The organism is Pseudoalteromonas sp. BSi20429, assembly GCF_000238895.1.
Classification (GTDB): Bacteria; Pseudomonadota; Gammaproteobacteria; order Enterobacterales; family Alteromonadaceae; genus Pseudoalteromonas; species Pseudoalteromonas arctica.
The window spans coordinates 1-21,444 of the sequence record NZ_BADV01000025.1; the positions used below are offsets into that span (position 1 = coordinate 1).

General features: G+C 39.2%; 21 protein-coding genes. 18 read left to right on the forward strand and 3 right to left on the reverse strand.

The genetic code is table 11. The features are described from left to right. Positions 1-29: 29 nt before the first annotated feature. The 3 genes from flgN to flgA form a co-directional block, all read right to left on the reverse strand. Complete coding sequence (gene flgN, locus P20429_RS13635) at positions 30-461, reverse strand: flagellar protein FlgN (RefSeq protein ID WP_007581855.1); 432 nt, start codon at positions 459-461, stop codon at positions 30-32. Next, positions 454-774, reverse strand: a complete 321-nt coding sequence (flgM, locus tag P20429_RS13630; protein WP_007581856.1) for a flagellar biosynthesis anti-sigma factor FlgM — start codon at positions 772-774, stop codon at positions 454-456. The genes flgN and flgM overlap by 8 nt, the downstream gene beginning before the upstream one ends. A gap of 76 nt (positions 775-850) precedes the next feature. After that, a complete protein-coding gene (gene flgA, locus P20429_RS13625) occupies positions 851-1,558 on the reverse strand; it encodes a flagellar basal body P-ring formation chaperone FlgA (RefSeq protein WP_007581857.1) in 708 nt (235 codons plus the stop codon). A 140-nt stretch (positions 1,559-1,698) separates the two neighbouring features. On the opposite strand from flgA, the gene P20429_RS13620 reads away from it, so the two are divergent. The 18 genes from P20429_RS13620 to fliD all read left to right on the forward strand — a co-directional run bounded on the left by P20429_RS13620 (position 1,699) and on the right by fliD (position 21,363). Continuing rightward, a complete protein-coding gene (locus P20429_RS13620) occupies positions 1,699-2,631 on the forward strand; it encodes a chemotaxis protein CheV (RefSeq protein WP_007581858.1) in 933 nt (310 codons plus the stop codon). 20 nt (positions 2,632-2,651) lie between these two features. Continuing rightward, positions 2,652-3,482: a protein-glutamate O-methyltransferase CheR gene (locus tag P20429_RS13615; RefSeq protein WP_007581859.1), complete on the forward strand. Its 831-nt coding sequence runs from the start codon at positions 2,652-2,654 to the stop codon at positions 3,480-3,482. Between the two features lie 145 nt (positions 3,483-3,627). Beyond that, on the forward strand, positions 3,628-4,035 hold the full coding sequence (gene flgB, locus P20429_RS13610) for a flagellar basal body rod protein FlgB (RefSeq protein ID WP_002959431.1): 408 nt from the start codon (positions 3,628-3,630) through the stop codon (positions 4,033-4,035). A 5-nt stretch (positions 4,036-4,040) separates the two neighbouring features. Further along, on the forward strand, positions 4,041-4,472 hold the full coding sequence (gene flgC / locus P20429_RS13605) for a flagellar basal body rod protein FlgC (protein WP_007581860.1): 432 nt from the start codon (positions 4,041-4,043) through the stop codon (positions 4,470-4,472). A gap of 13 nt (positions 4,473-4,485) precedes the next feature. Further along, entirely contained in the window at positions 4,486-5,166 is a 681-nt protein-coding gene (locus P20429_RS13600) for a flagellar hook assembly protein FlgD (RefSeq protein WP_007581861.1), read from the forward strand. Positions 5,167-5,225: 59 nt separating this feature from the next. Further along, complete coding sequence (gene flgE, locus P20429_RS13595; RefSeq protein WP_007581862.1) at positions 5,226-6,596, forward strand: flagellar hook protein FlgE; 1,371 nt, start codon at positions 5,226-5,228, stop codon at positions 6,594-6,596. A 157-nt stretch (positions 6,597-6,753) separates the two neighbouring features. Then, positions 6,754-7,497, forward strand: coding sequence for a flagellar basal body rod protein FlgF (locus P20429_RS13590; RefSeq protein WP_007581863.1), 744 nt, complete (start codon positions 6,754-6,756; stop codon positions 7,495-7,497). A gap of 21 nt (positions 7,498-7,518) precedes the next feature. After that, a complete protein-coding gene (gene flgG, locus P20429_RS13585) occupies positions 7,519-8,307 on the forward strand; it encodes a flagellar basal-body rod protein FlgG (RefSeq protein WP_002959420.1) in 789 nt (262 codons plus the stop codon). Between the two features lie 16 nt (positions 8,308-8,323). Next, positions 8,324-9,007: a flagellar basal body L-ring protein FlgH gene (gene flgH / locus P20429_RS13580; RefSeq protein ID WP_002959418.1), complete on the forward strand. Its 684-nt coding sequence runs from the start codon at positions 8,324-8,326 to the stop codon at positions 9,005-9,007. 11 nt (positions 9,008-9,018) lie between these two features. Further along, positions 9,019-10,113 carry a flagellar basal body P-ring protein FlgI gene (locus P20429_RS13575; RefSeq protein ID WP_007581864.1) on the forward strand — a complete coding sequence of 365 codons (1,095 nt, stop codon included), beginning with the start codon at positions 9,019-9,021 and terminating at the stop codon, positions 10,111-10,113. A 166-nt stretch (positions 10,114-10,279) separates the two neighbouring features. After that, entirely contained in the window at positions 10,280-11,296 is a 1,017-nt protein-coding gene (gene flgJ / locus P20429_RS13570) for a flagellar assembly peptidoglycan hydrolase FlgJ (RefSeq protein WP_007581865.1), read from the forward strand. A gap of 1 nt (position 11,297) precedes the next feature. Beyond that, entirely contained in the window at positions 11,298-13,301 is a 2,004-nt protein-coding gene (flgK, locus tag P20429_RS13565; RefSeq protein WP_007581866.1) for a flagellar hook-associated protein FlgK, read from the forward strand. A 2-nt stretch (positions 13,302-13,303) separates the two neighbouring features. Then, on the forward strand, positions 13,304-14,557 hold the full coding sequence (gene flgL / locus P20429_RS13560) for a flagellar hook-associated protein FlgL (RefSeq protein WP_007581867.1): 1,254 nt from the start codon (positions 13,304-13,306) through the stop codon (positions 14,555-14,557). Positions 14,558-14,842: 285 nt separating this feature from the next. After that, positions 14,843-16,228: a flagellin gene (locus tag P20429_RS20995; protein WP_007581868.1), complete on the forward strand. Its 1,386-nt coding sequence runs from the start codon at positions 14,843-14,845 to the stop codon at positions 16,226-16,228. A 67-nt stretch (positions 16,229-16,295) separates the two neighbouring features. Further along, complete coding sequence (locus P20429_RS13550; RefSeq protein WP_033026493.1) at positions 16,296-17,756, forward strand: tetratricopeptide repeat protein; 1,461 nt, start codon at positions 16,296-16,298, stop codon at positions 17,754-17,756. A 132-nt stretch (positions 17,757-17,888) separates the two neighbouring features. Continuing rightward, positions 17,889-19,271: a flagellin gene (locus P20429_RS13545; RefSeq protein ID WP_033026495.1), complete on the forward strand. Its 1,383-nt coding sequence runs from the start codon at positions 17,889-17,891 to the stop codon at positions 19,269-19,271. Between the two features lie 155 nt (positions 19,272-19,426). Further along, positions 19,427-19,852 (forward strand): flagellar protein FlaG, encoded by a 426-nt coding sequence (locus P20429_RS13540; RefSeq protein ID WP_007581871.1) that lies wholly within the window; start codon positions 19,427-19,429, stop codon positions 19,850-19,852. A gap of 77 nt (positions 19,853-19,929) precedes the next feature. Further along, positions 19,930-21,363: a flagellar filament capping protein FliD gene (gene fliD, locus P20429_RS13535; protein ID WP_007581872.1), complete on the forward strand. Its 1,434-nt coding sequence runs from the start codon at positions 19,930-19,932 to the stop codon at positions 21,361-21,363. Positions 21,364-21,444: the final 81 nt, after the last annotated feature.

The window sequence follows — 21,444 nt, forward strand, 5'->3', positions numbered from 1 at the left end:
GTAGCTTTTTTTAATGTGAAATTTTGGGCTTACGCTTTCAAATTACGAACCAGTTTACTCTCGGTATTTACAGACTTACCGGCTTGGTCGTAGGTCATTGACGTTGGTGCGCCAATTAATATCTCTTTTAATTGTTTAACACTTAGTTGCGCTTGGCGGGCAGCATGAGCATTAACATTATTTTGTTTTTGGCATTGCGCAAGTTGAGTTTTAACTTGGCTTATTAGCTCAGATATTTCAGGGTTTTGTGAGTCGTTACTGGCAATAAGCTTACTTAGCTCTTTATCAAGAGTGCTTAGCTTAGTTAAAAAAGACATTTTTTGTTGGGTAATTTCTTTTAAACCAGCACCACGTCGTGAGGCAATAGCAGTAAGCTCGTCGTTTAATAGCGCGTGCAAAGAGTCTAAACAACTTACTTGTTGGTTTAGTTTTACGCTAATTAAACTATTATGATCAGCCATACACGTTAAACTCAAAATCAGCTAAGTTTTTAGCAAGCTTTTCACTGTCCACTTGATATTTACCTTCGGTAATTGCTTTTTTAAGCTCAGCAACTTTATCGCTATCAAAGCCAGACGATTGCTGTGCTTTATCTTGAAGCGTTTTTAATTGCTGCGCTTGCGGCGTCAAGCTTACAGAGTCACTTGCTGCTTTAGGCGAAGGAGTCTGCGTCGCTTGTGTATTTGCGTTATCTTTTTTTAAATCAACTTGTTGCTGCTTTGCATTTGTTAACGCATTAGCTTGTTGATTACTGCCATTAACTTGATTAACCATAATAATAAACCCGTATATTACCCAACTTATGCCATGTTATCGGCATATACGTAGGATACTTTAGTATAAATCTAAATTAAATATTCACCTGAACAGACTCTACACCATCTACTCGCGCATTTAAAACTTTACCTGATTTTTTGTTTTTTATTTGTATCTGTTCGCCCAAAGTACCGTCTTCTAAAGCAATACCAGTGGTTTTAATTCTAAGGCCTCTAAGGTTAGCGTAAATATTAACAGAGTCACCTTTACACACCATACAAATTTGGTTTAGTAATACTGGCATACCACTTCTAATATTTCGTTTACTTCTGCTGCCTATTAGCATTGTGGGGTCATCTAAGTACTGTATGCGTACAAAGTGAGTTGGTTTCATTTCAATACTTAAATGCGATTTAGTTATTACTTCACCGCGGGTTAAATTAGCAGTAGCAACAACAACTGGGGCCATTTCAACAACTCTTACATGAACGTATTGAGCCCACGTTTGCGCATCATTGCACTTAGCTTGTAAGGTTACTTGGCGGTTAAATGGTGGCTCATCGGATGTTGATAATTCAAGCTCAGTATTACAGACACGATCAGGAATGCGACTATCTAAAGGCAGTGCACTTAATTGAGTATTAGTATTTTGCAATGTACCAATCTGCTTAGCTATATAAGCAACGGCCATGTCTTGTAATAAATCTTTACTAAACACTTTAGCTTGCAAAGGGAATACAAAGCACAAGCTAGTAACAAAATAAAAAACACTGTATCTTCTGATTTTTTTTAACAAACTCATAATGTTTCGACTATGCTTATGGTTTCAAACAGGGTATAAATATTTTGCGTCAAAAAGTAGACGCACCCGCGATGTTATGTAGCTTTATAAATAGAAAGCAATTATCGTTCCGTATTATTTGTTTTCTTTAGGAGATTTGAATGGCAGGCATTTTAGACTCAGTAAACCAACGCACACAGTTGGTTGGGCAGAACCGCCTAGAATTACTTTTATTTAAGCTCAGAGGGCGTCAGCGTTTTGGTATTAATGTATTTAAAGTGAGAGAAGTGCTGCAATGCCCTCCACTAACAAGCATGCCAAAATCTAATCCGTATATTCGTGGTGTTGCACATATTCGTGGTCAAACTATTTCAGTAATTGATTTATCAATGGCTGTAGGTGGGCGCCCAATCGACAACATTAAAGACAGCTTTATAATCATTGCTGAATACAATCGCTCTGTGCAAGGGTTTTTAGTGGGCGGAGTTGAACGTATTGTAAATATGAATTGGGAAAAAATAATGCCACCGCCATCAGGCGCCGGACGTTATTCATATTTAACAGCAGTGACCGAAATCGAAAATGAATTAGTCGAAATTCTCGATGTAGAAAAAATTCTCAACGAAATTTGCCCAGTAAACACAGAAGTAAGTGCTGAAGTTGCACAAAGCGGCGATATTCAAAAAGATTTAGGCGAACGTATCGTATTTATTGCAGACGACTCTGCTGTTGCGCGTAATCAAGTTAAACGTGCCCTAGAGCCGTTAGGCGTGCAAACAGAGCTTGCCAAAAATGGTAAAGAAGCACTTATAAGATTAAAAGAAATAGCAGAGCTTGATTGTAAAAACGATATTACTGAGCGAGTAGCGTTACTTATCTCAGACGTTGAAATGCCAGAAATGGACGGCTATACCTTAACAGCTGAAATAAAAGCAGATCCCAAACTTGCACCTTTGCATGTTATTTTGCATACCTCTTTGAGTGGTGTTTTTAACCAGGCTATGATTGAAAAAGTCGGGGCAGATGACTTTATTGCTAAATTTAACCCAGACGAATTAGCAACAGCGGTTAAAAAGTGGGTTCATTGTGATTAACAAAAATAGGTGCTACTAACTTGAATAATAAAGATTTGCAGCAAAGTGAATACGACCAGTTTCGTTCGTTTTTAGAGCAGCAATGCGGCATTGTTTTAGGTGAAAACAAACAGTATTTAGTTAAAAGCCGACTTGCTCCGTTAATGACTCGATTTAATGTGGGATCTTTATCGGAGTTGGTTAGTAAAACTCTCGGGCCTCACGAGCGGCAATTAAGAGCCGCAGTGGTTGATGCAATGACCACAAACGAAACGTTGTGGTTTAGAGATCAATACCCGTTTGAGTTGCTCCAAAATAAGCTTTTTCCTGAGTTTAAAGACTTAAGAAGGCCTTTAAAAATTTGGTCTGCTGCCAGCTCATCAGGTCAAGAACCCTATTCAATAGCTATGTCAGTAGCTGAATTTAATACTAAGCAACCTGGTGTGCTTCGTATGGGTGCACAAATTATTGGTACCGACATATCTAATACCATGCTTGATATGTGTAAAAATGCAGAATATGACGCGCTTGCACTTGCCAGAGGGTTATCTGCAGAGCGTCGTAAAAAGTTTTTTAAAGACAGCGGCAATGGTATGGCACAAGTAAACGATACAATAAAAAAACAAGTTAGTTTTAGGCACCTGAATTTGCTTGATTCTTACGCGTTAATGGGCAAGTTTGATATTATTTTTTGCCGTAATGTACTTATTTACTTTGCGCCTGAAATAAAAGCTAAAATTATTAATCAGTTTGCACAAGCATTAAACCCAAAAGGGTACTTATTTTTAGGAGCGTCAGAGTCCCTAACTGGCCTAAGTACTGAATTTGATATGGTTAGATGCAACCCCGGTATCATTTACCAAAAGAAATAATTAAGTTAATTCATTTCCCTAAAACGACGCACCAAGCGTCGTTTTTCTATTTAGATACATAGCCTTATAAAAATATAACACTTCCTAATATTAATGGCTTATTTTTTGCTTTATTCATGGGTAAGTCAATTTTTTGGAGAAGGTTATGGCTATCAGTTTTGATAAAGCATTAGGTGTGCATCCGCAAGCCATGTTGATCCGTTCACAGCGAGCTGAATTAATTGCAACTAATATAGCTAACGCTGATACGCCTGGCTATAAAGCAAAAGATATTGATTTTGCCTCTGCATTAAAAGCGGCAAGGTCAACCCAGCAAAGCGGCAATACTATGGTAAGAACTAATGATAAACACATTGGTGGAGGTACTCATAGTATGGGAAGTTCAGAATCATTTCGTTTGCCAAATCAATCAGATACAGGTGATGGTAACTCGGTTGATATACAAGTGGAACGAAACTTGTATACACAGAATGCTATGGAGTATCAGGCCAGCTTGCAATTTTTAAGCGGTAAATTTAAAGGCCTGAATAAAGCTCTCGGTAGTCAAGGATAAAAATTATGAGTTTATATAATGTTTTCGATATTGCAGGTTCGGGTATGAGCGCACAAAACGTTCGCTTAAATACTACAGCTAGTAATATTTCTAATGCTAATACCATTAGTTCATCTCAAGACAAAACGTACCGAGCGCGCCAACCTGTATTTGCGGCTGAGCTAACAAAGGCTTCAGCATCAGTAAGTAACCAACAGGGCTCCGCAGTTGGTGTTAAGGTTTTGGGCATTGTTGAAAGTAATGCACCATTACAAATTGAATATAACCCAAACCATCCAAGTGCGGATGAAAATGGCTATATCTATAAACCCAACGTCAATGTTGTAGAGGAGATGGCAAATATGATTTCTGCCTCTCGTTCTTACCAAACAAACGTGCAAGTTGCTGATGCAGCAAAGCAAATGCTAAGTAAAACACTGTTGCTAGGGCAGCGGTAACCGAGGGTAGGTTATGAGTAACGATATTAGTACATCTTCATCCTATTTAGACTCTATACGCTGGCAAGAATCGCAAGTAGCGACCAGTGATAATGAGAGTGATGCGTTAACACAAGAAGACTTTTTCTCTTTGTTAACTCAGCAATTATCGTTTCAGGATCCCAGTAACCCTGCGGATAACGATCAAATGATTGCGCAAATGACTAGTTTCACAATGGCGCAAGGCATCAGCGATTTAAATTCAAATTTTGATAGCTTAGCGTCTTCTATGACATCAAATTCAGCATTGCAAGCATCAACACTTGTTGGCAAGCAAGCTTTACTTGAGTCAAACACCCTGGATTTAAATGAAACGGGTGATGCCAGAGGCTCTGCAGTGGCAGAAGAAGCCGTTGATAACTTAAAAATTAAAGTGACAGATGCATCAGGTCAGCTAGTGAGAACTATTGATATGGGTTCTCAATCAGCAGGTGCAGTACGTTTTGCGTGGGATGGCAAAAATGAAGCCGGTGAGCGTTTACCTGAAGGTGAATACTCAGTAACCGCCGAAGGAAGTACTGACGGCGAATTTTCAAGCTTGCCCATTGCTACATTCAAGAACATTGAAAGCGTTAATATTAATGGCTCAAGTGGCATTATTATTAACACTAAAGAAGGTGCGGTTAGGCTGACAGATGTAGCAGAAATCGCGTAATAAATTTTAGTATTTTTCGCCTGCTAGCAGGCCACAGACTAACAGGTTAGAGGTGAATTATGAGCTTCAATATTGCATTAACCGGCCTTGCTGCCGCGCAAAAAGATTTAGACGTAACGGCAAATAATATTGCAAACGTTAATACCACAGGTTTTAAAGAGTCACGCGCTGAGTTTGCCGATGTTTACGCTTCATCAGTGTTTAGCTCTGGTAAGACTAAAAATGGTGACGGTGTGCAAACAACCATGGTTGCGCAGCAGTTTCACCAAGGCTCACTGCAATTTACAAATAACTCACTTGATTTAGCAATCACTGGTGAAGGTTATTTTGCGATGACCGACGATTTATCTTCGCAAGATTTAACATATACACGTGCGGGTGCATTTAAGCTTAACCAAGATAACTTTATGGTTGACGCAAAAGGTAACTTTTTACAAGCATTCCCAGTTGATTCATCTACAGGTGATACAACGTCGGTAAGTTTGAGCACAACTGATCCAATTCAAATCCCTGATTCGTCTGGTTCACCTCGCGCAACAGAAAATGTATTTTTGTCGTTTAACTTAGATGCAACGGCGGATCCATCAGGTCTAGATTTTGACCCTACGTCTAGTGGTACTTATAACTCATCTACGTCAACAACAGTATATGATTCACTAGGTGAGCCGCACATCTTACAGTACTTTTTTGCTAAAGAAGATGATGCCGCAGCAGGTGGTACAGATAACAGTTGGGAAGTATACGCAACACTTGATGGCAAAGTAGTTGATGGCACAACTGGTGGAGAACAAACAACGACACCTTATACACCACTGACTACCCTAGGTTTTAACTCAAGTGGTTTGCCATCAACAACAGGTGGTGTGGCAAATACAAATACAACTACTTTTGATGAAATATTACTACCAGCGGGTTCTGGCGCTGGTTTATCAACATTACTAGACAATGGTGCAACTTTCCCTGGTACTGGTATTGAGCTTAACTGGCGCGATGAAAATAACACGGCAGGACGTATCCCAACTCAGTATTCAAGTGGTTTTGAAGTAAAAGCACTCGATCAAGATGGCTCAACAGTTGGTCGTTTAGCCGGAATTGATATTGGCACAGACGGTAAAATTGTCGCTTCTTACAGTAATGGTGACTCAACATTCCTAGGCCAAGTGGCTATGGTACGTTTTCCAAATTCACAAGGGTTATCACAAGTGGGTGATACAAGCTGGAAGCAAAGTATTGATTCAGGTGAACCTGTAGCGGGTGAAGCTGGTTCGGGTACATTTGGTGGAATTAACTCATCAGCGCTTGAGCAATCAAATACTAACCTTACAAACGAGCTTGTAGATTTAATTACTGCACAGCGTAATTACCAAGCAAACTCACGTGCGCTTGAAGTTAACTCAACTATTCAGCAAAGTATTTTGCAGATTCGATAAGCTAAACCCCATTAAATATATTAGGCTGCATTTTTGCAGCCTTTTTTATAAGTCCTCTTTGTAAGCCCTTCTAAATACCTCTCAATGTTGCGTCAAATTTAATCTGGCACCTATTTTGCATTTATAAGTTCAGAGATTTTTTATGTGAGTCGATACTATGGACAAAATGGTCTACATTGCGGCCTCTGGCGCCAAGCAAAGTCTACAAGGGCTTGCTTTAAAAGCCAATAATTTGGCGAATGCAAATACAACAGGATTTAAAGCAGACTTTGCGCAGGCGCGTTCTATGCAAGCGTTTGGCGAAGGTTTGCCTACACGTGTATTTTCAATGCAAGAGCGTCCGGGTTCAAACATGGTATCGGGTGGCATTGTTCAAACCGGGCGAGACTTAGATATCGCAATGAGCGATAACGCATGGCTTGCTGTGCAAGATGCCTCCGGTAATGAAGCTTACACAAAAGTGGGTACGTTAAACGTTACAGCTCAAGGTATGCTCGTAACCAGCCACGGTCGTCAAGTTATTGGCGAAGGGGGACCTGTTATTTTACCCGTCCCAGTCGAAAAAATAGGGTTTAGCCAAGATGGCGCTATTCAAGTTCGACCACAAGGCGCTCCCGCTAATTTTTTAGAAGAAATAGACACGCTTAGAGTGGTAGAAGCAAATAGCTCACAGCTCGAAAAAGGTAACGACGGTTTATTTAGACCAAAAGCAAATGTAACAGTAGATACCTCTGCCAATGTAAAAGTTTTAAGTGGTTCGCTTGAAATGTCGAATGTGAACCCGGTTCACGAAATGGTCGACATGATCAGCCACCAGCGCCAATTTGAATTACAAGTGAAATTAATGAAAACAGCTGAAGAAATTGACGAGCGTCAAGATCAGTTATTACGCATAGTTTAACTTTAAAGTGAGGACACGATTATGAATCCAGCATTGTGGATCAGTAAAACGGGGCTAGACGCTCAACAAACCGATATATCGGTTATCTCAAATAACTTAGCGAATGCGAGTACCGTAGGTTACAAAAAAAGCCGCGCTATATTTGAAGATTTACTTTATCAAAATATTAATCAGCCGGGCGGTCGTTCATCGCAAGATACCGAAATGCCATCAGGCTTAATGTTAGGTGCGGGTGCTAAAGTTGTAGCTAACCAAAAAGAGTTTACGCAAGGCAACATGTTGACCACCGAAAACTCACTAGATTGGATGATTTCTGGCGAAGGTTTTTTTGAAGTACTGCAACCAGATGGCAATATTGCTTACTCGCGCAATGGTCAGTTTACTACCGATGGCGATGGACGAATTGTAACATCGGGCGCAGGTTATGTGATTCAGCCAGAAATGAATGTACCAGATGACGCGCAATCAATTACGGTTTCGCAAGACGGCGAAGTATCTGTACGTGTTGCAGGCCAAGCCGATAACGTAGTCATTGGTCAGCTGACTATTAGTGACTTTATTAATCCATCGGGCCTTGAGCCAATTGGTCAAAACCTTTATACCGAAACCGCTGTAAGTGGTGCGCCGGTACAAGGTAACCCGGGTGTTGAAGGGTTAGGTAGCATTATTCAAGGTTCACTCGAAACATCAAACGTAAATGTAACTGAAGAGCTAGTAAACCTAATCGAAACTCAGCGTATTTACGAAATGAACTCAAAAGTAATTTCGGCCGTTGACGAAATGATGAGTTATATCAATCAACAGCTTTAATAAAGTAGGGGGAATTATGCGTAATATTATTTTATTTGCAGCGGGCACATTATTTTTAAGTGGCTGTATGTCTACGCAAAATAGTGAGGTAGTGCAGGATGACCCTTACTACGCACCTATGTACCCCGAGCCTATTTTAGAGCCGCTGGTAGCCACAGGTTCATTGTTTAATACTCATACATCAAACGACTTATATTCTGATAAAAAAGCGCTACGTACTGGCGATATAATTACGGTTAAATTGCAAGAGTCTACTCAAGCAACAAAAGCTGCTAAAACAGAAACAGACAAAGAAACTGACGCAAGCTTAGACCCAGTGATTGGATTAGGTGGCCTACCAGTAAATATAGGTGGCGATAGTATTCAGTTTGGTATTGGTAGTGATTCGTCATTTACGGGTGATTCAAAATCTAACCAGTCAAACAGCTTGGTGGGCGATATTTCGGTTAATGTAATGCGCGTTTTACCTAACGGTAATTTAGTTATTCGCGGCGAAAAATGGCTAACGCTTAATACCGGCGAAGAGTTTATTCGTTTAGAAGGGCTAGTACGCCCTCAAGACGTAAGCGCCGATAATACGGTTGAATCAAACCGCATTGCTAATGCACGTATTCAATACTCAGGTAAAGGGCAAACGCAAGAGGCGCAAAGTCCTGGTTGGCTTACACGTTTCTTTAGCAGTTCGCTGTTTCCATTTTAGAGGGTAACAACATGAATAGCCTTAAAGCTTTATGTTTAGTTGTGTTATTAGGTTGGCAGTTTACTGCCAATGCTGAGCGCATAAAAGATGTGTCTATGGTTGAAGGTGTACGCTCTAACCAATTAGTCGGTTATGGCTTAGTGGTTGGTTTACCGGGCACCGGCGAGCAAAACTCATACACACAACAAAGTTTTAGAGGCATGTTGAACAGCTTTGGTATTACGCTACCTTCAACTCAAAGTCCTAAAATTAAAAATGTTGCCGCTGTTGCTGTACATGCAGAATTACCTGCATTTAGAAAACCCGGGCAAACAATAGATATAACGGTTTCTTCTATTGGTAGTGCAGGCAGCTTACGTGGCGGTACTTTACTACAAACTTTTTTAAAAGGTGTAGATGGTAACGTGTATGCAATTGCACAAGGTAGTTTAATTGTCGGTGGCTTAGGCGCACAAGGTCTTGATGGCAGTAAGGTTGTAATTAATACCCCTACCGTTGGTCGTATACCTAATGGTGCAACAGTCGAACGTGCAGTAGAAAGCCCATTTATGCAAGGTGATTACATTACCTTCAACTTAAACCGCCCAGACTTTACAACGGCAAAACGCCTAGAAAAAACAATTAATGACTTAGTTGGCCCAAATAGCGCACAAGCAATAGATTCTGTTTCTATTCGTGTTATAGCACCACGCGATGCATCCCAGCGTGTATCGTACTTATCAACACTCGAAAACTTAGAATTTAAACCAGCTGACATGGCCGCTAAAATTATAGTTAACTCGCGCACCGGTACAATTGTTATTGGCAAAAACGTTAAGCTTCAGCCTGCGGCTATAACTCACGGTGGCTTAACAGTAACAATTGCAGAGCAACAAAATGTGTCACAACCAAACCCGCTAGCAAACGGTGATACTGTTGTCACACAGCAGAGCATTATTGATGTAAATCAAGATGACTCGCGCGCCTTTGTATTTAATCCAGGTGTAAGCCTTGACGATTTAGTTCGCGCAATTAACGAAGTAGGCGCAGCGCCTGGTGACCTAATGGCTATTTTAGAAGCACTAAAAGAAGCCGGCGCAATTAACGGACAGCTCGTTGTTATATAAATAACCCAAGCCAATAAATAACGTATTACTTAAGCCCTATATTTTTGAAATTAGGGCTTTTTATTTACAGCAACTTAAGTTTATTATTTTTATCTTCCTCGTTTTATCGGTAGTGGCTCAATTTTTGCATTTTTAACTGCATTATTCATTTTGTGTCAAAAAGCCGATGGAAACTAATCACCTCGATAAACAAAACTTTTTTGATTTAGGCAACTTAGATTCACTTCGTAAAGAAGCCTTAACCAGTGGCGATGCATCAACTGATGCCTCTAAAGCTGCGCTCAAAAAAGCGGCCGCACAATTTGAAGCTATTTTTACGCAAATGTTGCTCAAAGGAATGCGCAAAGCTAACGAAGCATTTGAAGACAAAGACAGTCCATTTAATTCAAGTGGCGTAAAGTTTTTTGAAGAAATGCACGATCAGCAACTTTCAACAGAGCTTTCATCAAATGGCTCGTTAGGCCTTGCCGATTTAATTGTTCAGCAGTTATCGCCTGAGTCTAAAAACTTTATGCCAGGCTCGGTGCTTAGAACAACTAACGATATTTTCAGCGATACGCAAGTGGGATCTGCTCTTCCTCATGAGCAAAAAAATAAGCAACCCGATCTTATCGTTAAGAGTACTAAAGCCGATATTGCTGAGCCTAAAGTCGATACTGCAGAGCCTAAAACCGATAGCCCAACATTTAAAAATGCAGAAGAGTTTGTAAGTTCAGTGTGGGAACACGCTAAAACTGCAGCGCAAAAAATTGGTTTAAACCCTGCAGTAATGGTTGCACAAGCGGCACTTGAAACCGGTTGGGGTAAACACATTATTAATAAAAGTGACGGTGGCAGCTCAAATAACTTATTTAATATTAAGTCAGATAAAAGCTGGGAAGGCGATAAAGCAAGCAAAGTAACGCTTGAGTTTGAACAAGGCACACCCGTTAAAAAACAAGCCAGCTTTAGAGCCTACGATTCAATTAAAGATAGTGTGAACGACTTCGTTGATTTTTTAACGCAAAACCCACGCTACAAAGAAGCATTACAAAATACAGCAAAACCAAATGACTTTTTAGATTCATTACAAAAAGCAGGTTATGCAACCGATCCAAATTATGCCAGCAAAATAAAAAAAGTGCTCAATAGCAGTCAGCTAAAAGACATTGCGGCAAACGTGATCCGCCAAGGAGTAGAGTAACATGTCGTTTAATTTATTAAACATTGCCAGTTCTGGGGTTAGAGCAAGCTCGGAGCTATTGCAAACGACAAGTAAAAATATTGCCAATGTAAATACCGTAGGCTACGTACGTGAGCGTACTGAATTTACCACTATGGTTGATAACCAAGTAGGGCGGGGCGAAACATACCGATTACTAAACGAGTTTGCTCAGTCACAGCTAAATCGTGACACCTCTAATAAATCGTTTTTCGATCAGTTTATTACTGAGGCTAATCGAGTTGATACTATTTTTTCTGAAGAGTCGAACAACCTTTCGACCGGAATTAACTCTTTATTTAATAACGTGCAAGAAGCACTAAATCAGCCGTCGTCTACTGTTGCTCGCTCATTAGTAATGACAGATGCGCAAAGTTTAATTGATCAAATGGATAGGCTTTCGGGCATCGTGCTTGATCAAAAAAGTATAGTAAACGAGCAGCTCGAAATATTTTCAGATGAAGCAAACTCACTCATTCAAAGTATTAGTACACTAAATCAAAATATTGCAGCAGTTAATGGCACTAATAACGCCGCAGATGCCAGCTCTACCTATAACGAACGCGATAAAGCAATACGCGACTTATCAGAGCTAATAGACATAGAAACGCTTGATGGTCCAAATGGCGAAAAACTCGTTTTTATGGGCACAGGCGAAGCGGTTGTTATGCAAAATGGCGCATTTAACTTATTTTCGATGACGGGCGATCCTGATCCTAATTTTAAAGAATTCACGCTTGACGTTAATGGTGGCAAAGCTGTGCCGCTTGAAGTTGATGTAAGTAAGCTTAAAGGCAAAATTGGCGGCTTACTTGCTTTTAGAGATGACATATTAGTCCCCGCGCAAAACCAAATTGGTCAAATGGGCTTAGCTATTGCTGATGCATTTAACGAACAAAACAAATTGGGTATGGATGCAACAGGTCAGCTAGGGGGTAGTATTTTTAATATTCCTACCGTTGGCGCTTATGCGTATCAAGCTAACACAGGTACTGCCGGTATGACTGCAACGGTAGAGCCAGGTAAGGGCAGTGAACTTCCTGCCAGTGACTTTATTATTACTTATACAGCTAATGCTAATGAAGTAAGTATTCAGCCTATAGATAACAAAGGCGATCCGTTAGGGCAGCCTTCACTTGCTGATATATCGACAGGTGTTATTGATTCATCGACTATAACCTCAGGCGAATCATTTGGTCTTCAAGTAAATGTATCTGGGGCAGGTGTTGAGGGTGATCAGTTTCAAATAAAGCTTAATTCAGATGCTGCTTCAAGTATTACACTTGCAACAGGGCGCGCAGAAGATTTAGCACTAGCATCGCCAATCCGTACTGCTAACGATTTAAATAATATAGGTACCGCTACTATTTCAGCGGGAGAAGTAACAAGTGTTACCTCCGGTGGATTTACTTCAACACCAAGCTTAACAAACGGTGAAATAACGCTTGTTAAAACAGGTAATGCTAACGAATATCAAATTACTGATAATAGCGGAACGAGTACTTTTACTATTACGCCTCCTGCAAAAGGAATGTTATCGCAAGCGGGTGCTCCATTTGATACCTACGGATTCGATTTTGATATAGAAGGTACACCAGCAACAGGCGACACCTTTACACTTGAGTTTAACGAAGGCGGCTTTGATGATAACCGTAATGGCTTAAAATTAGCTGATTTACAAAATGGTGAGTTAGTCCGTTTAAATGTTGAAACAACAGCAACGGCCGACAACCATAAAACCTTTAACCAAGCTTATTCAGGATTAGTGAGTGATATAGGTGTTATAACCGGCCAAGCAATCACAAGTGGGGCTGCATTTGACGCTCTAGCACAGCAATCTGAGGCATGGTATGAATCACTATCGGGTGTAAACCTTGATGAAGAGGCCGCAAATTTACTGCGTTTTCAACAATCATATTCAGCATCAGCACAAGTTTTAGCAGCAGCTCAAGAAATTTTTGACACCTTATTAAATGCGGCGAGGTAATTATGCGTTTATCAAATAATTTAATGTACCAAAACAACATAAATAAAATACTCGACAACCAACAAGGTGTTGCAAATGCTCAAGAGCGAGTAACAACAGGTGAAAAGTATTTAACCACCTCAGAAGCGCCAGCTGCTATTTCGCAAGCTATGCTGTATTCAAATAAAATACAAACTAATGAGCAATACACTAAAAATATCGATCAGCTAAATGGCCGCCTAGAAACAGAAGAAAGCGTATTACAAAGCATAAATAGTAATATTCAACAAGCACAAGAGCTCACTATTCAGGCCGGTAATGGTGTTTATACTAAAGACGATTTAAAGACGTTTGCATCAGAACTTAGTGGCATTCAACAAACGTTAGCTAACTTAATGAACACCCGATCAGAAGACGGAAAGTTCATATTTTCAGGATACCAAGACAGCACGCAACCATATCAGTTTGATTCTGCCGCGGGTGAGTACACCTATAATGGCGACCAAGGCCAGCACCAAATAACTATAGCTGAAGGTGTATCAATTAAGGCGAGTGATAACGGCTTTGATACGTTTGAAAAAACTAACGCGCGATTAAATGTAGAATCTAACACGGCAAGTGTTTCAGGCTCTATTACAGCGGCAAGTGTATATGTTGACGGCCAAGCTGAGTTTGATAAGTTTCATCAAGCAAATTACAACGCAGACCCTACAGCTCTAGCAACTGCAAATACATATAGTGTATTAGTAAGCTCAGGTGCTACAGCAACAGACCCACAAACCTACGAAATATACCGAGACGGCGCAGCACTAACCCCCGCAGTAACAGGTGAAGTTACTGATGAGCCTATCGATTTTGCAGGTATGAAAATTGAATTTGAAGGCACAGCACCAGGTCAACTCGATTTTAGCCTTGAAAAGCCAGGCAAAGAAAACGTACTCAATACACTACAAGCACTTATTACCGGCCTTAACGATGGCACACTTGAAGGTGATGACTTTCAGCAAGTGCTTGCTGATGGCTTAGTGCAATTACAAAACGCGAGTGAACAAGTTGTGTTTACCCAAGCAAGTTTAGGTGGCCGTATGAACGCGCTTGAAAGAGTAAGCGATTCAAACTTAGCGCTCGATATTCAAAATAAAAGTAATCGCTCTAACTTAGTTGAAGTTGACATGGCAGAAGCTATTAGCGAACTAACCAAACAAGAAACCGCACTGCAAGCATCGCAAGCTACTTTTGGCCGTTTAACTAACCTCTCGTTATTCGATTACTTATAAGCAAGCTATAAGCAGATTATAAGCAGAAATACCTTGCCGCTTTACCTACTTTAAAGCGGCAATAACTATCTACAAAATTGCGGCAAAAAAATGTCACTCCCTCCGAAACAACTTCACTCTTTATTTACAATTTAACAGGCTGTATATTTATCATTAAAAACAACGAGTTAAAAATAAATTAAAGTTGGCACAGTAAATGCTTTTCTTATTGTAAGAAATTATCGAACAGTGGTTCCTGTTAAATCGTGTTGAACCACACTCTGTTTAAACCTAGGAGATGGTAAAATGGCATTAACAGTAAATACTAATGTGTCGTCATTAAACGCACAACGTAACTTAACAAAATCTGGCGAAGGCTTAGCAACCTCAATGGAGCGCCTGTCATCAGGTATGCGTATTAATAGCGCTAAAGATGATGCGGCAGGCCTGCAAATTTCAAACCGTTTAACATCACAGATAAATGGTTTAGCCGTTGCTCAACGAAATGCTAACGATGGCATTTCAATGGCGCAAACAGCTGAAGGTGCAATGAGTGAATCAACAAGTATTTTACAACGTATGCGTGAACTAGCACTTCAATCAGCAAACGGATCTAATTCAGCTGAAGACCGCGATGCATTACAAAAAGAGGTAAGTGCATTACAAACAGAGTTGACGCGTATATCAGATACTACCTCGTTTGGTGGGCAGCAACTACTAGATGGCACGTATGGTACTAAACAATTTCAAGTTGGTGCAGATGCTAATCAAACTATAGCTGTTTCATTATCAAGTATTTCAGCAACTGACTTGGGTAATCATACACTGGATTCAGCTGGTACAAAGTATGGTATTGGTGCAGCTGGTGCAGCACTTAGTTCGCTTGCCGAAGGCTCTACAAATGCATTTACTGTAAACGGTCCTAAGGGCACTGGTTCTTATACATCAGTAGCTACTGATACTGCAGTTGATACAGCAGCAGGAATTAATGCCCTGGATGTAGGTGTTAAAGCTGAAGCGGTTCTTGAAACAACTATTGAATTGAAGACTGCAGGTACAGGAACATTAACAATTGATGATAATGTGTTTGCTTTAGCAAATTATGGCACTGATAATGCTAAGTTAGCCGAGGATTTAGGTAAGGTAGGGTACGATACTGAAATAAAAGATGATGGCTCGATTGGAATAAGAGCAACCGGTGTTGCAGGTATTGATATAGCTGGAGCAACAGCAGGTGACACTGCATTAGGTGGTGTAGATAGCTCAGCTGCTACTTCGAGCTTTTCATCTAAGCTATCATTGAGCAGTAATGACGATTTTTCTATATCGGGTACTACTGGGACTATTTCAGCTGGAACGACTTCCACTCAAGCTAAAATATCAGATGTTGATGTTGCTATAAGTGCAGCAAGCGCCCAGTCTGCAATCGAAACAATTGATGCTGCTATAGCACAAATAGATGAGCAACGAGCTGATTTGGGGGCAGTACAAAATCGATTTAGCCATACAATAAGTAATCTTGCTAATATACAAGAAAATGTATCTGCATCACGAAGTCGTATTCAAGATACCGATTTTGCTACAGAAACTGCACAAATGACTAAAAATCAAATATTGCAGCAGGCTGGTACGTCAATACTCTCGCAAGCAAATCAGATACCACAAGCCGCAATTAGCCTTCTCGGGGGCTAGTTTTGATTTATTGTATTATTATAAAAAGGTCTTTATAGGCCTTTTTTATTTAGAATGGGGTGACTTTTTGAACTATAAAAATGATTTAAGCTCAGCTGTTTTTTTTTATAATCAGGGAATGTTTGATACTGCACATAGTATCTTAAAAAAAATATTACTCGAGCAGCCTAACTCTTTTAATGCTTTACACCTTACTGCTCTTGTTTTTAGAAAAATGGGCAATTACGAAAAGTCAATTGAATTATTTAATAAAATCATTATTAGTAATCCATTTCATGCAGAAAGTATTAACAATCTAGCTAGTGTTTATTGGGATATTGGAGAGTTAAAGTTAGCCGAGTCTTATTATTTGAAAGCAATTGAAGTTGATAATTGTTTTGCTGACGCTTTTCATAATTTAGCTAATCTTCAAATAGCGCTAGGTGATCATTTGAGTGCAGAGAGCAATCTCTATAAAGCAATATCACATGACTCTAGCAAACTGGAATATTATTTCAGTTTAGGGTTACTTCTAAGTGAGTTAGGTAGATTCGATGAAGCACTCAAATGTCAAAATAAAGTACTAGGCTTAACTTCCGTAAATACCAATATTTACTTTCAAATTTTTAATAATTTTATGTATATGCATCGATACCAAGACGCTTTAGAGTTTGCTGATTTAGCTATAGTGGGCCGTAAACTCGATGATCTTCAATTATGTGAACTATTAATAGGTAAAGCTATCATATTTTGGCTTTTTGATAATGAGGAGGAAGGGCTATTAGCTATTAATCTAAGTGAAGCTATAAATACAATATTACCTCACGAAAACTCTAATAATTCGAACCTAAAAAATAATCAGGTATTTCATGGTTTTTTAAAAAAGTTATTTCAATACCGTCGATTTAATCCCATTTTGTACGAGAAAAATGAAAAATCGACAATATATTTCATATCTGAAAGCCATAGTTTCTCTGCAAATGGTGTAACAGTAGACTACAATAATAGCTTGCATACTATAAAATCTTTATTGATTACTGGCGCAAAAATATTTCATCTTGTGCAAAGCGAAGCTAATAAAAGTAAATCAAGCTTAGACATTCTCCTTAAAGGGTTACCCGCTAAAAGTACAGTTGTTATTGGTTTTGGAGAAATTGACTGTAGAATTAATGAAGGTATCTTCAAATATTGCGTTAAATATAATAAAAATCCTAAATTGATCATTATTGAAATGATTGAAAAGTATATTGAAATGTTGAAATTAGCTGCAGACGAAAATGAATGCTCTCTAATAATATATGGTGTACCCTCTCCGCATCCGCATACTTTTGAAGGGTTTAAGGAAGAAGATATTGAAGAGTTTAAACTTTTAGTTTCTAACTTTAATTCTCAGTTGTCTTTTTTATGTGAAACAAATAACATCCCATTTTTGGATATATATAAGATTACTAATCTTAAAGGTGTAAGTAATTTAATATATCATATCGATACAAATCACGTTGAACCAAAAGTAATTCCTGAGCTTTTCAAGCGGTTAGTAGAAGCGTAAAAAAAAGTGATAAAAAAACTAAAGTAATTTTATCTTCTGCCGTTAACTTAATCAGTACGGAGCTGAGCATACATTTGTGACAGCTCTTGGTTAAATTAAAATAGCAACATTACGAAAGTAATCAGGAGTTTTATTATGATTTCAGTAAACACAAATGTATCTTCATTAAACGCTCAACGTAACCTATCGCAATCAGGTTCTGACTTAGCAACTTCTATGGAACGTTTATCATCTGGTATGCGTATCAATAGCGCAAAAGATGATGCGGCAGGTCTGCAAATCTCAAACCGTTTAACGTCGCAAATAAATGGTTTAGGTGTAGCTCAAAGAAACGCAAACGATGGTATTTCAATGGCGCAAACTGCTGAAGGTGCTATGCAAGAATCGTCTAGTATTTTGCAAAGAATGCGTGAACTCGCATTACAATCAGCAAATGGTTCAAACTCATCTGACGATCGTGATGCATTACAAAAAGAAGTATCAGCTCTTCAAACAGAATTAACTAGAATATCAGATACAACTTCATTTGGTGGTCAACAATTACTAGATGGTTCATTTGGTACAAAACAATTCCAAATTGGATCTAATGCAAACGAGACAATAGGCGTTACTTTATCAAGTATTTCAGCAACTGATTTGGGTAATCATACACTGGATTCAGCTGGTACAAAGTATGGTATTGGTGCAGCTGGTGCAGCACTTAGTTCGCTTGTCGAAGGCTCTACAAGTGCATTTACTGTAAACGGTCCTAAGGGCACTGATTCTTATACATCAGTAGCTACTGATACTGCAGTTGATACAGCTGCAGGAATTAACGCCTTGAAGGTAGGTGTTAAAGCTGAAGCGGTTCTTGAAACAACTATTGAATTGAAGGCTGCAGGTACAGGAACATTAACAATTGATGATAATGTGTTTGCTTTAGCAAATTATGGCACTGATAATGCTAAGTTAGCCGAGGATTTAGGTAAGGTAGGGTACGATACTGAAATAAAAGATGATGGCTCGATTGGAATAAGAGCAACCGGTGTTGCAGGTATTGATATAGCTGGAGCAACAGCAGGTGACACTGCATTAGGTGGTGTAGATAGCTCAGCTGCTACTTCGAGCTTTTCATCTAAGCTATCATTGAGCAGTAATGACGATTTTTCTATATCGGGTACTACTGGGACTATTTCAGCTGGAACAGCTTCCACTCAAGCTAAAATATCAGATGTTGATATTTCAACAAGTGCAGCAACGGCACAATCTGCAATTGAGTCAATTGACGCAGCTATAGCGCAAATAGATGAGCAACGAGCTGACTTGGGTGCTGTGCAAAACCGTTTTGACCACACTATTAGTAACTTAGCTAACATTCAAGAAAACGTGTCTGCATCACGTAGTCGTATTCAAGATACTGACTTTGCAACCGAAACAGCACAAATGACTAAAAACCAAATCTTACAGCAAGCCGGTACATCAATCTTGTCGCAAGCGAACCAGTTACCACAAGCAGCACTTAGCTTATTAGGTTAATAAGTTAAAAGTAATAGCTTAATGGTTAGCTAGCTAATACATAAAGTCAGTATTAGTATTTAAAAAAGGAGGTGGCTTTAGCTACCTCCTTTTGTGGTTTAAGAATATAAACTAAGCTACTCTTGGTTTAATTAAGTAAATAATAGGAATCTGTTATGAATACAATTACTTCAAATGCAGAGATTACTACATTGCCGACTCTCATTGCTGGTGATGATAAGCAAGTAGGGCAAGCTGCTCAATCTTTAACTGAGCGAGCGATTGATGATGTAAAGCAGGTGGATGCACAAAATCAACAAAATCTACAGCAAAACCAATACAAAAATAATGACCAAGATGAAAAAGCTCAGCCGTTAGAGCGCGAACAGCTAGAACAAATGGCGCAACAATTGCAAGACTTTATGGGCGAAATGAACCGAAGTTTGCAATTTAGAGTTGATGAAGATTCAGGTCGCGATGTAATTAAAGTGCTCGATAAAAACAGCGGCGAAGTAATTAAGCAATATCCTTCTGAAGAAGTATTAAGTTTGGTGTCTAAACTATCTGAATCTGCCGGAATTTTAATTGATCAAACAGTTTAATTATCAGCTCAAAGATTCACTTTCAAGTGTTAATTATTAAGAGTTAAGTTAGTTTTCAATTAGTTAAGAGGTGTAGCATGGCGATTTCGTTTACTGGTTTAGGATCTGGATTAGCAGTATCAGATATTGTTGATGCATTAGTAAATGCTGAACAAGCACCCGCTGAAGCTCGTTTAAATACTACTGAAGGAAAATTAACAACGGATATTTCAGCCGTTGGCGCACTTAAGTCAGCGCTCGAAAAAGTGCAAACCTCAATGGAAGCATTGGGCGATAGTGATAACTATCAAAAGCGAACAGCATCTGGCAATGACGATTTTATATCAATTAGCTCAGATAAAGACGCTCAGCCTGGTAGCTACAACGTAAAAGTAGACGCATTAGCACAAGCTCACAAATTATCTTCCCCTGCATTTGCAGCGGACGAAGCAATTGGTGCTGGTGTTATCACGATAGGCTCGGGCACAAATAGTTTTTCTACGGTTTTATCGGCTACAAACACTTTAGAAGATTTACGAGACCAAATTAATAACGGCCCTTTTACTGGCAGTGATAGTAATGATTCCGTTGTTGCAACTATAATAACCAGTGATACCGGTCAGCATTTAGTACTTACAAGTAAAGAAACCGGTGAAGACAACGCTATAACAATTACCGTACAAGACGATGATGGTAATAATACTGATACAGGTGGCCTATCTCGGTTAGCTTATGATGTATCAGACGTAGACCCTGCTAATCACACAACTAATTTAACACAAGTTAATGCTGCTCAAAATGCACAAATAACGATTGATGGCACGTTGACGGTATCAAGCAATACTAATGAGTTTAGTAATGTGATTGATGGCGTGGATATTACCGCTAAAAAGTTGCATGCCACTGACGACGACTTAAGTGATATATCAATTACCGAAAACAACACTAATATTAAAACAGGTTTAAATGGGTTTATTGCTAGTTACAATGAATTGTTAGAGCTTAGTAATAATTTAGGTGCATCAGGTGAAGGCGGTGCAGGTGTTATGGCTGGTGATTCACTACTTCGTGGTGTTATGTCAAAGCTGCGTAGTGAAATAACTGAATCAGTTGATTTAGGTGATGGTAACTCATTGTCGCTTTCGCAGCTAGGTGTCGAAACAGATCGCTACGGTGTTTTAACCCTAAATACAGAAACACTAGATGAGCAAATAGATGCAGATGTAAATTTAGTGCAACAGTTTTTTGTAGGTGATGACGATGATGGTTTTGCTCAGTCGTTTGATGAGCTAATGAGCTTTTATACAGATTCCGATGGTATTATTCAAAACCGAATTGACAGTAAAACAAATCAACTCGATGATTTAGATGATGATCGTTTGGACCTTGCCAGTAAAATGGAGTCTCTATCTTCTCGACTATATGCTCAATATAATGCGATGGATTTATTAGTAGCGAGCCTTAATAACACCAGTAGTTATGTTCAAGCTCAGTTAGAGAACATGCCAGGCGTAGTTAGGCAATCAAATTAATAACTGGGTTAAAAGTATTACGAGTCAATAAAAAAACCGCTAAGTTAAATTTAGTCGGTTTTTGTTTGTATTATTCTTTGT